The organism is Roseateles chitinivorans (assembly GCF_002761755.1).
Classification (GTDB): Bacteria; Pseudomonadota; Gammaproteobacteria; order Burkholderiales; family Burkholderiaceae_C; genus Roseateles; species Roseateles chitinivorans.
The window spans coordinates 15,736-28,353 of the sequence record NZ_PEOG01000074.1 but is presented as its reverse complement, the minus strand read 5'-3'; the positions used below and the strand labels follow the sequence as shown (position 1 = coordinate 28,353).

The 12,618-nt window shown below is 70.1% G+C and carries 12 protein-coding genes; 9 read left to right on the top strand and 3 right to left on the bottom strand.

What is annotated here, in order from left to right; translation table 11 throughout:
- Together lpdA and CS062_RS21050 are read left to right on the top strand one after the other, a co-directional pair.
- On the top strand, window positions 1–1,521 hold a 1,521-nt coding region (lpdA, locus tag CS062_RS21055), incomplete at its 5' end, for a dihydrolipoyl dehydrogenase (RefSeq protein ID WP_099863513.1).
- Window positions 1,491–2,429, top strand: coding sequence for a delta(1)-pyrroline-2-carboxylate reductase family protein (locus tag CS062_RS21050; RefSeq protein ID WP_143742434.1), 939 nt, complete (start codon window positions 1,491–1,493; stop codon window positions 2,427–2,429). The genes lpdA and CS062_RS21050, both read left to right, overlap by 31 nt.
- 30 nt (window positions 2,430–2,459) lie before the next feature.
- Here CS062_RS21050 and CS062_RS21045 read toward each other — a convergent pair whose 3' ends face one another.
- The gene (locus tag CS062_RS21045; RefSeq protein WP_099863511.1) at window positions 2,460–3,326 is read right to left on the bottom strand and encodes an HDOD domain-containing protein; all 867 of its coding nucleotides are present in this window, start codon (window positions 3,324–3,326) and stop codon (window positions 2,460–2,462) included.
- A 151-nt stretch (window positions 3,327–3,477) separates the two neighbouring features.
- Here CS062_RS21045 and CS062_RS21040 point away from each other — a divergent pair, with 151 nt between their 5' ends.
- Window positions 3,478–4,140, top strand: a complete 663-nt coding sequence (locus CS062_RS21040; protein WP_233218189.1) for a transglutaminase-like cysteine peptidase — start codon at window positions 3,478–3,480, stop codon at window positions 4,138–4,140.
- 74 nt (window positions 4,141–4,214) lie between these two features.
- On the top strand, window positions 4,215–6,143 hold the full coding sequence (locus CS062_RS21035; protein ID WP_099863509.1) for an EAL domain-containing protein: 1,929 nt from the start codon (window positions 4,215–4,217) through the stop codon (window positions 6,141–6,143).
- Window positions 6,144–6,216: 73 nt separating this feature from the next.
- Here CS062_RS21035 and CS062_RS21030 read toward each other — a convergent pair whose 3' ends face one another.
- Window positions 6,217–6,765 (bottom strand): NUDIX hydrolase, encoded by a 549-nt coding sequence (locus CS062_RS21030; protein WP_099863508.1) that lies wholly within the window; start codon window positions 6,763–6,765, stop codon window positions 6,217–6,219.
- A gap of 54 nt (window positions 6,766–6,819) precedes the next feature.
- Here CS062_RS21030 and maiA point away from each other — a divergent pair, with 54 nt between their 5' ends.
- Window positions 6,820–7,458, top strand: a complete 639-nt coding sequence (gene maiA, locus CS062_RS21025; protein ID WP_099863507.1) for a maleylacetoacetate isomerase — start codon at window positions 6,820–6,822, stop codon at window positions 7,456–7,458.
- A gap of 118 nt (window positions 7,459–7,576) precedes the next feature.
- Window positions 7,577–8,320: a peptidoglycan editing factor PgeF gene (gene pgeF / locus CS062_RS21020; RefSeq protein ID WP_099863520.1), complete on the top strand. Its 744-nt coding sequence runs from the start codon at window positions 7,577–7,579 to the stop codon at window positions 8,318–8,320.
- Here pgeF and CS062_RS21015 read toward each other — a convergent pair.
- Entirely contained in the window at window positions 8,240–8,533 is a 294-nt protein-coding gene (locus CS062_RS21015) for a hypothetical protein (RefSeq protein WP_099863506.1), read from the bottom strand. The genes pgeF and CS062_RS21015 overlap by 81 nt on opposite strands.
- A gap of 150 nt (window positions 8,534–8,683) precedes the next feature.
- On the opposite strand from CS062_RS21015, the gene phaC reads away from it, so the two are divergent.
- The 3 genes from phaC (at window position 8,684) to phbB (ending at window position 12,537) form a co-directional block, all read left to right on the top strand.
- Entirely contained in the window at window positions 8,684–10,432 is a 1,749-nt protein-coding gene (phaC, locus tag CS062_RS21010) for a class I poly(R)-hydroxyalkanoic acid synthase (RefSeq protein WP_438270492.1), read from the top strand.
- Between the two features lie 82 nt (window positions 10,433–10,514).
- Complete coding sequence (locus CS062_RS21005; protein WP_099863504.1) at window positions 10,515–11,702, top strand: acetyl-CoA C-acetyltransferase; 1,188 nt, start codon at window positions 10,515–10,517, stop codon at window positions 11,700–11,702.
- Between the two features lie 97 nt (window positions 11,703–11,799).
- On the top strand, window positions 11,800–12,537 hold the full coding sequence (gene phbB / locus CS062_RS21000; protein ID WP_099863503.1) for an acetoacetyl-CoA reductase: 738 nt from the start codon (window positions 11,800–11,802) through the stop codon (window positions 12,535–12,537).
- Window positions 12,538–12,618 lie beyond the last annotated feature (81 nt).

Sequence of the window (12,618 nt, the reverse complement as noted above, 5' to 3'; positions counted from 1 at the left end):
GCATCGGCGCCCGCACCCGCCGCTTCGGCCCCCGCGCCGCAGGCCGCGACCTACACCGGCCCGGCCGAAGGCGAGTACGACGTGATCGTGCTCGGCGGCGGTCCTGGCGGCTACTCGGCCGCGTTCCGCGCCGCCGACCTCGGCCTGAAGGTCGCGCTGGTCGAGCGCTATGCGACGCTGGGCGGCGTCTGCCTGAACGTCGGTTGCATCCCGTCCAAGGCGCTGCTGCACGTCGCGGCGGTGATGGACGAGGTCAAGCACTTCGCCGACCTGGGCGTCGAGTTCGGCGAGCCCAAGGTCGAGTTGCCCAAGCTGCTGACCCACAAGAAGAAGGTCATCGGCAAGCTGACCGGCGGCCTGGCGATGATGGCCAAGATGCGCAAGGTCACCGTCGTGCGCGGCTACGGCACGCTGCTGGACGCGAACCACCTGTCGGTCGAGGAGACCGGCGGCGAGGGCCAGGAGCGCACCGGCAAGACCCAGACGCTGAAGTTCAAGAAGATCATCCTCGCGGCCGGCTCGCAGGCGGTGCGCCTGCCCTTCATGCCGAACGACCCGCGCGTGATCGACTCGACCGGCGCGCTGGAGCTGACGAGCCGGCCCAAGCGCATGCTGATCGTCGGCGGCGGCATCATCGGCCTGGAGATGGGGACGGTCTATTCGACGCTGGGCGCGCGCCTGGACGTCGTCGAGATGCTGCCCACGCTGATGACCGGCGCGGATCGCGACCTGGTCAAGGTCTGGCAGAAGATGAACGCGCCGCGCTTCGACAACATCATGTTGAACACGAAGACGGTCGCGGCCGAGGCCACGCCCGAGGGCATCAAGGTCACCTTCGAGGGCGAAGGCGCGCCGAAGGAGCCGCAGGTCTACGACCTGGTGCTGCAGGCGGTGGGCCGCACGCCCAACGGCAAGAAGATCGGCGCCGACAAGGCCGGTGTCGTGGTCACCGACCGCGGCTTCATCCCGGTCGACGTGCAGATGCGCACCAACGTGCCCAATGTCTTCGCGATCGGCGACATCGTTGGCCAGCCGATGCTGGCGCACAAGGCGGTGCACGAGGGCCACGTGGCGGCGGAAGTCATTGCCGGCGAGCTGCTGGGCGACGACGCGCTGGCCAAGTCGCGCTTCGATGCGCGCGTGATCCCCAGCGTCGCCTACACCGATCCGGAAGTGGCCTGGGTCGGCGTGACCGAGGACGAAGCGAAGGCCCGCGGCATCAAGGTCAAGAAGGGCCTGCTGCCGTGGTCCGCCTCGGGCCGCGCGATCGCCAACGGCCGCGACGAAGGCTTCACCAAGCTGCTGTTCGACGAGGAGACCCACCGCATCATCGGCGGTGGCATCGTCGGCACGCATGCGGGCGACATGATCGGCGAGATCGCGCTGGCGATCGAGATGGGCGCGGACGCGGTCGACATCGGCAAGACGATCCACCCGCACCCGACGCTGGGCGAGTCGATCGGCCTGGCGGCGGAAGTCGCGCACGGCTCGTGCACCGACGTGCCGCCGCCGCGCAAGTAAGCCTCAGGCAGGAAGCCGACGACCGGATGCTGGTGCTCGACGCCGCCGCCACCGCGCGGGCGCTGCCGTGGTCCCTCCTGATGGAGGAGATCGCGCTGGTCTGTCGCGAGCATCGCGACGGGCGGCTGACCTGCCCGCCGCGGCAGGTGCTGCCCTTGCGACAGGACGGCGTCCTGCTGGTGATGCCCTGCCTGAGCGACACGCTGTCGATCACCAAGCTGGTCAGCGTGCATCCGCTCAATGCGTCGCTGGGCCTGCCGACGATCTCCGGCGAGGTCGTCGTCATGGACAGCCGCACCGGCCAGCGCCTGGCGGTGCTGGACGGCCCCGCGCTGACGGCGCGCCGCACGGCCGCGGTGAGCATGCTGGCGCTGCAGCACCTGGCGCGCCAGGCGCCACGCCGCGCGCTGGTCGTCGGCGGCGGGGTCCAGGCGCGGGCCCATGTGGAAGCGCTGCAGGCACTGCATCCGCAGGCCACCATCCATGTCCAGGGCCATCAGGCGGTGCCGGGCTTCGTCGAGGAGCTCGGCGTCGAGCCCTTGCCGCCGGAGTCCCAGGCGCGCCATGCCTGGGACCTGATCGTCTGCGCGACGACCAGCCGCGTGCCGGTACTGCGGCCCGGCATCGGCGACGGCGCGGTGGTGATCGGCGTCGGCGCCTTCCGCGACGACATGGTCGAGCTGCCGCCGGAGCTGGTCCGGGGGGCGCAGGTCTGGGTCGACGACCCGGTCGGCGCCCAGGCCGAGGCCGGCGACCTGATGGCGGCCGGCCGCTTCGAGCCGCAGGCCTCGATCGAGGACCTGGTGATGGGTCAGCGGCCCATCGACGACGGCCGCACGCGGCTGTTCAAGAGCGTCGGCTGCGCGCGCTGGGACCTGGCCGCGGCGCGCGTCGCGGTGCGCGGCTGAGCCGGCGCCGGCAGCGGCGCGCGCCGGTCCTCAGGCCTCGTCCAGCCTCGGACGCAGGGCCTCGTCCCACTGCTCGAGCTCATCCTCCGACAGGTGCAGCCAGGCCATCGCCGCCGCGCGGTTGGCGGCCCAGTCGACGTCCTCGTCCAGGCCTTCGTGCCGGCGCATCAGGTGCTCGGCGATCAGGCCCGCGGCGATCAGCGTGCGGACCTCCGGCTCGACGCCTTCATCCCGCAGCGCATCGAAATCGTGGTGCAGCCGGATGGCCGTCATCAACTCCGGCGCCAGGTGCCAGACCTTGATCACCAGCGCGCCCACGACCGCGTGGTCGGTGCGGTGGTTGATGTTCTCGGTGGTGATGAAAGGCCGGTCGATGCGGGCCGCGGCCTCGACCATGGTGGCCCCGTAGCCGCGCACGCTCTGCAGCAGCACCGGCATGCCGACATGGCAGAACAGGCCATAGCCCTGCGCCAGGTCGACCCGCATGCCGGGCAGTTGGCCGGCGATGAAACCCATCGCGATCGATCGCTTGGTGGAGCGCTGCCAGAAGCGCAGCAGGTGCGGGCTGTTGACCGGGATCGCGTGACGGACCAGGAAGGCCTGCATCAGCGCCGCGCTCTCGTCCAGCCCCAGGCGGTACATCGCCTGGCCCACGGTGGTGCAGGGCACGTGGCCTGCCACCAGGTGCAGCGGGCTGTTGGCCACGCGCAGCAGGGTCGCGGACATGGCGACGTCGGCGGCGGCGATGCGCGCCACCTCGTTGAGGTCGGGCTGCGGCAGGTCCATCGCCGCGCGCAGGCGCTGCAGCAGCTCGGGACAGGGGGGGATCTGGATCTGGCGCAGCGGTCCGTTGGCGCGCGCCTGGTCCAGTTCCTGGCGGATGGCATGGGTCTTCATCTGAGCGCCGGATTATCCCGGCCGGCCCCTCGGCACCGCATGAAGGCGGTGCGGCAAATTGCCGGTCCTCGGGGGGCGCGTCACGGTTCGCCCTCGGGCGGGCCTGGAGGCAGATACATTGCAGCGCATGTCACGTTTCGTCACTCGTACAGTGTCCCGTGTTGGCTGGAGAATCCGGCCGGCGCTGTGGGTGCTCGCGTGGCTGGCGGGACTGTGGTCGGCGGTGGCCTGGGGATGGGACCGGGACCGGCTGACCGAGTCGGCCGCGAAGCTGTCGCCCCGGACGCAGGCGGCGGTGAAGGCGATGATCCAGATGGCCGATCGCGCGGCCGCGATGCCGGAGGAGCGCGACCGGCTGGCGGCGGTCAACGGCTTCTTCAATCAGCGGGTGGCGTTCCGTGACGACATCGAGGTCTGGGGCCAGGTCGACTACTGGGCGACGCCGCTGGAGCTGCTGGACAAGGGCGCCGGCGACTGCGAGGACTACGCGATCGCGAAGTACATGAGCCTGCTCGCCGCCGGCGTGCCGCAGTCGCGGCTGCGGATGGTCTATGTGCGGGCCCAGTTCCAGGGGCGGCCCCAGGCGCACATGGTCCTGGCCTACTATGCGCAGCCGGAGGCGGAGCCCCTGATTCTGGACAATATCAATCCGGAGATCCGGCCCGCGTCGCTGCGGCCGGACCTCACGCCGGTGTTCAGCTTCAACGGCGAAGGCCTGTGGAGCGGCGTGGGCGCCACCACCGCGGGCAACCCGCTGGTGCGGCTGTCGCTGTGGCGCGACCTGCTGGCGAAGGCGAAGGCGGAGGGCTTCTGAGGAACCGGCGCAGCACGGCGGGTCCCTCGGAAGGTGCCGGACGACAAAACGAAGGGCGACGGAGAATTCACGACATGTCCCTGATAAGACAAATCTGGTGCCTGGTCCTGGGCGCGGTGCTGGCGTCCGTGCTCGGCGGCGTGGCGGTGAGCACCTGGTCGCTGCGCGAGCTGCTGCAGACGCAGGCGCAGCTGAAGAATGCCGACAACGCGAATGCGCTGGCCCTGGCGCTGTCGCAGCAGAAGGGCGACGCGGAGCTGATGTCGCTGCTGATCTCGGCGCAGTTCGACGCGGGTGCCTACGAAAGCGTGCGCTGGCGCGACGGCGGCGGGGCGCAGGTGTTCGAGCGGCATCTGGAGACACCGCAGGTCGCGCATGCGCCGCGCTGGTTCGTGGCCCTGCTGCCGCTGGAGGTGGCACCCGGCGTGGCGAAGGTGTCGGACGGCTGGAAGGCGGTCGGCGAGATCGAGCTGCGCGGGCAGACCGGTTATGTCCACGAGGCGCTGTGGCGAGCGACGCTGAGCACCGCGTCCTGGCTGCTGCTGGTCGGGCTGGTGACCGGCGTGGCGGCGGCGGTGGTGCTGGCGCGGCTGCGTCGGCCGCTGGACACCGCGGTGCGCCAGGCCGAGGGCGTGACGCAGGGACGCTTCGAGACCGTCCTGGAACCCCGGGTGCCGGAGATGCGCAAGCTGACCAGCGCGATGAACACGATGGTGGTGCGCACGCGGCAGATGTTCGAGGCCCAGGCCGAGCAGCTGCGCACGCTGCATCACCAGCTGCTGTGCGACGAGCTGACCGGCTTGTCGCACCGCCGGCAGTTCGTGGCGGAACTCAATTCCGCCCTCGAGCGCGACGATGGTCCGCTGCGCGCCGGCCTGGTGTTGCTGCGGCTGAAGGACCTGCAGGGCCTGAACCAGCGGCTCGGCCATGGGGCGACCGACCAGGCGCTGGTGGCGATCGCGCAGGCGCTGCGGGTGTATCCCGAGCAGGTGCGCGGTTGCCTGGCCGGCCGGCTCAACGGTTCGGACTTCGCGCTGTGGCTGCCGGCGCCGAACGTGGTCGGCGACACGGCGCAGGCGCTGGCCGACGCGTTGCGGGCCGGCTTGCAGAACCTGGGGGCGGGCGTCGGTGTCGCGCTGGGCGCGGTCGAACTGATGCGCGACCAGCCGATGAGCGCCTGGTTCGCCGCGGCCGACGCGGCGCTGGCCAAGGCCGAGCAGGGCGAGGGCGTCGTGCTGGAGCTGCGCGAGGCGCCGCCTTCGGACGAGGTCGCCCAGGGCGAGCGCGCCTGGCGCGCGCTGATCTCGGACGCGCTGGCGCAGCAGCGCAGCCGCCTGCTGGAATTCCCGCTGATCGGCCGCGAGCGGCAGGTGCTGCACCTCGAATGTCCATTGCAGCTCAAGCTCAATCCGGTCGGCGAGTTCGAGCCGGCCGCGCGCTGGCTGCCGCTGGCGCTGCGTCATCGGCTGAGCGCGGAGGCGGACCTGCAGGCGCTCGCGCTCGCGCTGCAGGCCACGCAGCAGGACCAGCGCGCGCGCTGCGTCAACGTGGCGCCGGCCACGCTCAACGACGGCAGCTTCATCGCGCGGGCGCGCGAACTGGTGCAGGCGGCGCCGGCGTCGGCACGGCGCGCCATCGGCCTGGAACTGGCGGAGCCAGCCGCGGTGCAGCACTTCGAGACCCTGCAGGAACTGGGCCGGCAGTTGCGGCCGCTGGGCGTCCAACTGGGGCTGGAGCATGCGGGCGCGGGCCTGGCGCAGATCGATCGCCTGTTCCAGGCGGGCCTGGACTACGTGAAGCTCGACAGCTCGGTGGTGAGCGGCGTATCGGCGGACGTGGCCCGCGCGGCCTTCGTGCGCAGCCTGGTGGTCATGCTGCGCAGCCTGTCGTTGAAGGTCTATGCCGAGGGCGTGACCGACGCGCTCGATGCGCAGGCGCTGTGGGATTGCGAACTCGACGGCATCACCGGGCCCTGGGCCTCGGCGCAGGAGATCAAGCCCTGAGCCGGCGGTGACGGACGCGGGTCCGCGCGCTCGTCGTCCAAAGGGGCGGCGAATGCCGCCGCGCCCCGGGGACTCAGCCGATGTCGGCGGTGTGCAGCGGATAACCGCGGCCGGCGCGGCGATCCTCGAAGAAGCGCTGCAGGGTTTCGCGGATCGTGTGGAACGCGATCTCGTCCCAGGGGATCTCGTGTTCGTGGAACAGCCGGGCCTCGAGCGTCTCCGGACCCGGATCGAAGTCGGGACTCAGCAGCTGGGCGCGATAGAACAGGTGGACCTGGCCGACGCGCACCACGTTCATCACGCAGTACAGGTTCTCGAGCTCGATCCGCGCGCCGGCTTCCTCGACCGTCTCGCGCTGCGCGCCCTCGGCCAGCGTCTCTCCCAGTTCCATGAAGCCGGCCGGCAAGGTCCACTTGCCGAGTCGCGGCTCGATCGCGCGCTTGCACAGCAGCACCTGCTCGCCCCAGACCGGCAAGGTGCCCACGACGTTCAGCGGGTTCTCGTAATGGATCGCGCCGCACTGGGTGCAGGTGGCCCGCTCCCGGTTGTCGTCGGCCGGGACGCGGTATTCGATCTGGCCGCCGCAGGTGGGGCAATGCTGGTAGCGCCGCGCTTGGAACATGGGGCGCAGTGTAGCGGCCTCCATCGGAGGCCTCGCGTGGCATCATCGCCGGCCATGGAGCTCTACAACTACTTCCGCTCGTCCGCGTCCTACCGCGTCCGCATCGCGATGGCGCTCAAGGGCCTGGACTTCGACTACAAGCCGGTGCACCTGGCGAAGAACGAGCAGTTCACCGAGTCGTACGCGGCCGTGTCGGCCTCGCGCCTGGTGCCGCTGCTGAAGGACGGCGATGCCGTCGTCACGCAGTCGATGGCCATCATCGAGTACCTCGACGAGGTTCATCCCGAGCCCCCGCTGCTGCCCGGCGACGCGCTGTGCCGCGCCTACATCCGGGCGCTGTCGCAGGACATCGCCTGCGAGATCCATCCGCTCAACAACCTGCGGGTGCTGCGCTACCTGGTGAAGGAACTCGGCGTCGGGGACGACAACAAGACGCGCTGGTACCAGCATTGGGTGGAGAGCGGGCTGGCGGTGGTCGAGCAGCGCCTGAAGGGGGAGGGCCGCGCCGGCCGCTTCTGCTTCGGCGACACGCCGACGATGGCCGATTGCATGCTGGTGCCGCAGATCTTCAATGCCCGGCGCTTTGACTGCCGCCTCGACCATGTGCCCACGGTCATGGCGATCTTCGAGCACTGCATGTCGCAGGATGCCTTCAACCAGACGCAGCCCAGCGCCTGCCCCGATGCGGAGTGAGTCTCCGGGCGACGGGACGGCGGATGCCGGCGCGGGGGCGCCGCGTCCCGATCCGCATCCCGGCCTGCATCCCGACTGGCTGCGGCCCGACTGGACCGCGCCGGACGTCGTTGCCTTCATGACCACGCGCGCTGGCGGCGTCAGCGGCGGCGAGGACGGACCGGCCGACCGGCGCGGCCTTGCGAGCCTGAACCTGGGCCGATCGGTCGGCGACGACCCGGCGCATGTCGCCGAGAACCGGCGCCGCGTCGCGGCCGCGATCGGCGGACGGCCGGTCTTCCTGAAGCAGGTTCACGGGACCACGGTGTTGCGGCTGCACGCCGGGCATGCGTCGCCAGAAGCGGACCCGGAACCAGCCGACGCCGCCATCAGCACCGATCCCGCGCTCGCTTGCGCGGTCATGGTGGCGGACTGCCTGCCGGTGCTGTTCGCCGGACCGGGCGTGGTCGGCGCAGCGCATGCGGGGTGGCGTGGCCTGGCCGGTGGTGTGCTGGAGCAGACGGTCGCGGCCATGCGCGAGGCGACCGGCTGCGATGCCGGCGCGATCCAGGCCTGGATGGGCGCGTGCATCGGACCGGCGCGGTTCGAGGTCGGCGCCGACGTGCTGGCGGCTTTCGGCGCCGAGCCGATGCCGTCCGACCAGCCGCTGTTCCGCTTCCAGCCGAACGCGCAGGGCGAGCCGCGCTGGCGGGCCGATCTCTACGGACTGGCGCGGCGCAAGCTGGCGGCGCTCGGCCTGGGCGCGATCAGCGGCGGCGGCTGGTGCACCTTGAGCGAGCCGTCACGATTCTTTTCGTTCCGCCATGAACGCGTCGACGGACTGCGCAGCGGGCGCATGGCCGCCGTCATCCGGCTGCGCTGAGGCCGGCGCACGGGCCGCTTCGGCGGCTTCGGCCCGACGGCGCGCGGCGCGCCGCCGCGGCGTGCCCATCAGGTACATCACGATCGAAAGCGGCAGCAGGCCGTAGAGCACCAGCGTGACCAGCGCGCCCAGCACCGTGCCTTGCGGGCTGAAGGCCTCGGCGACGGCCATCATCAGCACCACATACATCCAGGCGATGGCCACCAGATACATCAGCAAATTCCTCGGGTCACCGGCGACATCATCGTCACGCGGGGGTAAGCTGAACGGGCTACAAAGCGCCTGAGCATATGCGAAGCGGCCTCGGTGATCCTCGCGATCGGCTGTGGCAAGCTTCTTGCTCAAGTCGGCATGAGGAGACACATGAGCGCGAACAACGCCGCAGCCGGATTCACCGGCGCATCGTTCCCGGGTTTCGAGCACTGGGCCCAGCAGGCGCAGCAGGCGGCGGCCGGCCTGTCGCATGGATTCGGCGACGCCTTCAAGCAGCTGCAGGCGATGCAGGTCGCGCCCGACGCCTGGTCGCAGCTGCAGTCCGACTATCTCCGCCAGGCCAGCGAGCTCTGGAACACGGCGCTCGCCGAGTCCCATGCCAGCGATGGCGCCCCTGCCTCGGCCGCCGCGCTGAAGGACCGCCGCTTCGCCGATGCGTCCTGGAACGACAACCGCCTGGCTCACTTCACCGCGCAGCTCTACCTGCTCAATGCGAAGACGCTGCAGCGCATGGCCGAGCAGGTGCAGGGCGACGACAAGACCCGCGCCCGCGTCCGCTTCGCGGTGCAGCAGTTCATCGACGCGGCCTCGCCGAGCAACTTCCTCGCCCTCAATCCCGAGGCCCAGCAGCGCGCGCTGAACACCCAGGGTGAAAGCCTCGCCCGCGGCCTGCAGCTGCTGATGGCCGACGTGCGGCGCGGCCATGTGTCGCAGACGGACGAATCGGCCTTCGAGGTCGGCCGCAATGTCGCGACCACCGAAGGCAGCGTGGTCTTCGAGAACGACTTCTTCCAGCTGCTCGAGTACAAGCCGCTCACCACGAAGGTGCACGCCCGGCCGCTGCTGATGGTGCCGCCCTGCATCAACAAGTACTACATCCTCGATCTGCAGCCGGAGAACTCGCTGATCCGCCATGCGGTCGCGCAAGGCCACCGCACCTTCGTGGTGAGCTGGCGCAACCCGGATGCGGATTGCGTGCATTGGACGTGGGACGACTACATCGGCCAGGCCGCGATCAAGGCCATCGACGTCGTGCGCGAGATCGCCGGCACCGAGACGATCAACACGCTGGGTTTCTGCGTCGGCGGCACCATCCTGGCGACCGCGCTGGCGGTGCTGGCCGCCAGAGGCCAGCAGCCGGCCGAGAGCGTCACGCTGCTGACCACGCTGATCGACTTCAGCAGCAACGGCGTGCTGGACCTGTTCATCGACGAACAGGCGGTGAAGCTGCGTGAGATGACGCTGGGCGACCAGGCGGTGAGCGGCCCCGGCCTGCTCAAGGGCCAGGAACTGGCCACGACCTTCAGCTTCCTGCGTCCGAACGACCTGGTGTGGAACTACGTCGTGGGCAACTACCTCAAGGGCGACGCGCCACCGGCCTTCGACCTGCTGTACTGGAACGGCGACGCCACCAACCTGCCGGGCCCGATGTACTGCTGGTACCTGCGCCACACCTACCTGCAGAACGAGTTGCGCATCCCCGGCCGCCTGACCGTCTGCGGCGAGGCGATCGACCTGGGCCGGATCCAGGCGCCGGTCTACATCTACGGCTCCCGCGAGGACCACATCGTCCCCTGGGATGCCGCCTACCGCAGCACGCAGGTCTTCAAGGGCAGGAAGCGTTTCGTGCTCGGAGCGTCCGGGCACATCGCCGGCGTCATCAATCCGCCGGAGAAGAAGAAGCGCAGCCACTGGATCGGCAAGGGCACGGCGCTGCCGGCCGATCACCAGCAATGGCTGCAGAACGCCACCGAGCATCCCGGCAGCTGGTGGACCGATTGGTCGCAGTGGCTGGCCGGCCACGCGGGCCCGCTGAAGGCGGCGCCGCGTGCCCCCGGCGGCCGCGGCCATGTGGCCATCGAGCCGGCGCCAGGCCGCTATGTGAAGCAGCGCGCATGAGGCCACTCGCGTCGCGCCCAGGAGTTGTCATCTTCATCCCGCTGACATCCGCAGTTCAGCAGTTTCGAAAGAGGAGCGAGTCATGAGTTCACCGCAAGACATCGTCATCGTCGCCGCGGCCCGCACGCCGATCGGCAAGTTCGGAGGGACGCTGTCGAAGACGCCAGCCAGCGAGCTCGGCGCGATCGTGATCCAGGAGCTGCTGCGCCGCAGCGGCCTGCAGGGCGAGCAGATCAACGAGGTCATCCTCGGCCAGGTGCTGACCGCCGGCGTGGGCCAGAACCCGGCGCGCCAGGCGGTGATCAAGGCGGGCCTGCCGGTCACCGTGCCGGCGATGACGATCAACAAGGTTTGCGGCTCCGGCCTGAAGGCGGTGATGCTGGCCGCGCAGGCGATCCGCGACGGCGACTCCGAGATCGTCATCGCCGGCGGCCAGGAAAGCATGAGCCTGGCGCCGCATGTGCTGCCCGGCTCGCGCGACGGCCAGCGCATGGGCGACTGGAAGCTCGTGGACACGATGATCGTCGACGGCCTCTGGGACGTGTACAACCAGTACCACATGGGCATCACCGCGGAGAACGTGGCCAAGGAGTACCACGTCAGCCGCGCGCAACAGGACGAACTGGCGCTGGCCAGCCAGCAGAAGGCCGCGGCGGCGCAGGATGCCGGCCGTTTCACCGCCGAGATCGTGCCGGTGACGATCCCGCAGAAGAAGGGCGACCCGATCGTCTTCGCGGCGGACGAGTTCATCAACCGCAAGTCGACCGCCGAGGCGCTGGCCGGCCTGAAGCCGGCCTTCGACAAGGCCGGTTCGGTGACCGCCGGCAATGCGTCGGGCCTGAACGACGGCGCGGCCGGCCTGGTGCTGATGAGCGACGCCAAGGCCAAGGCGCTGGGGCTGACGCCACTGGCGCGGATCGCGTCCTACGCGAGTGCCGGCGTCGACCCCAAGACCATGGGCATGGGTCCGGTGCCGGCGTCCAGGAAGGCGCTGGAGCGGGCCGGCTGGCAGGCCAAGGACCTCGACCTGCTCGAGATCAACGAGGCCTTCGCCGCGCAGGCCTGCGCGGTCCATCAGGAGATGGGCTGGGATCTCAGCAAGGTCAATGTCAACGGCGGCGCGATCGCGCTGGGCCATCCGATCGGCGCCTCCGGCGCCCGGATCCTGGTGACCCTGCTGCACGAGATGATCAAGCGCGATGCCAGGAAGGGCATCGCGAGCCTGTGCATCGGCGGCGGCATGGGCGTGGCCTTGTGCGTCGAGCGCTGAGCGCGGCCCACTTTTCGCGCGTCGCATCCGTTCCGACATTCCAGGCACCCCGGCCGCGGACGCGGCGGCGCGGCGGGGCCCTCAGGAGGCAAGCAAGATGAGTCAGAAAGTTGCATACGTCACCGGCGGGATGGGCGGCATCGGCACCGCCATTTGCCAGCGCCTCCACAAGGATGGCTTCAAGGTCATCGCCGGTTGCGGCCCGAGCCGCGACCATGCCAAGTGGCTGGCGGAGCAGTCCGCGCTGGGCTACACCTTCCATGCGTCGGTCGGCAACGTCGCCGACTGGGACTCGACCGTCGCGGCCTTCGACCGCGCGATCGCCGAGCACGGCAAGATCGATGTGCTGGTCAACAACGCGGGCGTGACCAAGGACCGCATGTTCCTGAAGATGACCCGCGACGAGTGGGACACCGTCATCGACACCAACCTGAACAGCATGTTCAACGTCACCAAGCAGGTGGTGCCCGGCATGGTGGACAAGGGCTGGGGCCGGATCATCAACATCTCGTCGGTCAACGGCGAGAAGGGCCAGGCGGGACAGACCAACTATTCGGCGGCCAAGGCCGGCATGCACGGCTTCACGATGGCGCTGGCGCAGGAACTCGCCGCGAAGGGCGTCACGGTGAACACCGTCAGCCCGGGCTACATCGGCACCGACATGGTCAAGGCGGTGCGTCCGGACGTGCTGGAGAAGATCGTCGCGGGCATCCCGGTCAAGCGCCTGGGTGAGCCTGAAGAGATCGCGTCCATCGTCGGCTGGCTGGCGGGAGAGTCGTCCGGGTTCACCACCGGGGCGGACTTCAGCTGCAACGGCGGCTTGCACATGGGGTGAGAAGGGACCGAGCCCAGTCCGGTGGACTGGGCGACGCCCTTCGAACGCCTGCGGACCGTCGGTCCGCAGGCCGGGTCCCGC

Excerpts from the sequence above, each read along its gene's own strand:
- CS062_RS21045 (WP_099863511.1), bottom strand. The coding sequence starts at position 3,326 with ATGAAGACCCATGCCATCCGCCAGGAACTGGACCAGGCGCGCGCCAAC.
- CS062_RS21035 (WP_099863509.1), top strand. The coding sequence starts at position 4,215 with ATGTCCCTGATAAGACAAATCTGGTGCCTGGTCCTGGGCGCGGTGCTG.
- CS062_RS21030 (WP_099863508.1), bottom strand. The coding sequence starts at position 6,765 with ATGTTCCAAGCGCGGCGCTACCAGCATTGCCCCACCTGCGGCGGCCAG.
- maiA (WP_099863507.1), top strand. The coding sequence starts at position 6,820 with ATGGAGCTCTACAACTACTTCCGCTCGTCCGCGTCCTACCGCGTCCGC.
- pgeF (WP_099863520.1), top strand. The coding sequence starts at position 7,577 with ATGACCACGCGCGCTGGCGGCGTCAGCGGCGGCGAGGACGGACCGGCC.
- CS062_RS21015 (WP_099863506.1), bottom strand. The coding sequence starts at position 8,533 with ATGTATCTGGTGGCCATCGCCTGGATGTATGTGGTGCTGATGATGGCC.
- phaC (WP_438270492.1), top strand. The coding sequence starts at position 8,684 with ATGAGCGCGAACAACGCCGCAGCCGGATTCACCGGCGCATCGTTCCCG.
- CS062_RS21005 (WP_099863504.1), top strand. The coding sequence starts at position 10,515 with ATGAGTTCACCGCAAGACATCGTCATCGTCGCCGCGGCCCGCACGCCG.
- phbB (WP_099863503.1), top strand. The coding sequence starts at position 11,800 with ATGAGTCAGAAAGTTGCATACGTCACCGGCGGGATGGGCGGCATCGGC.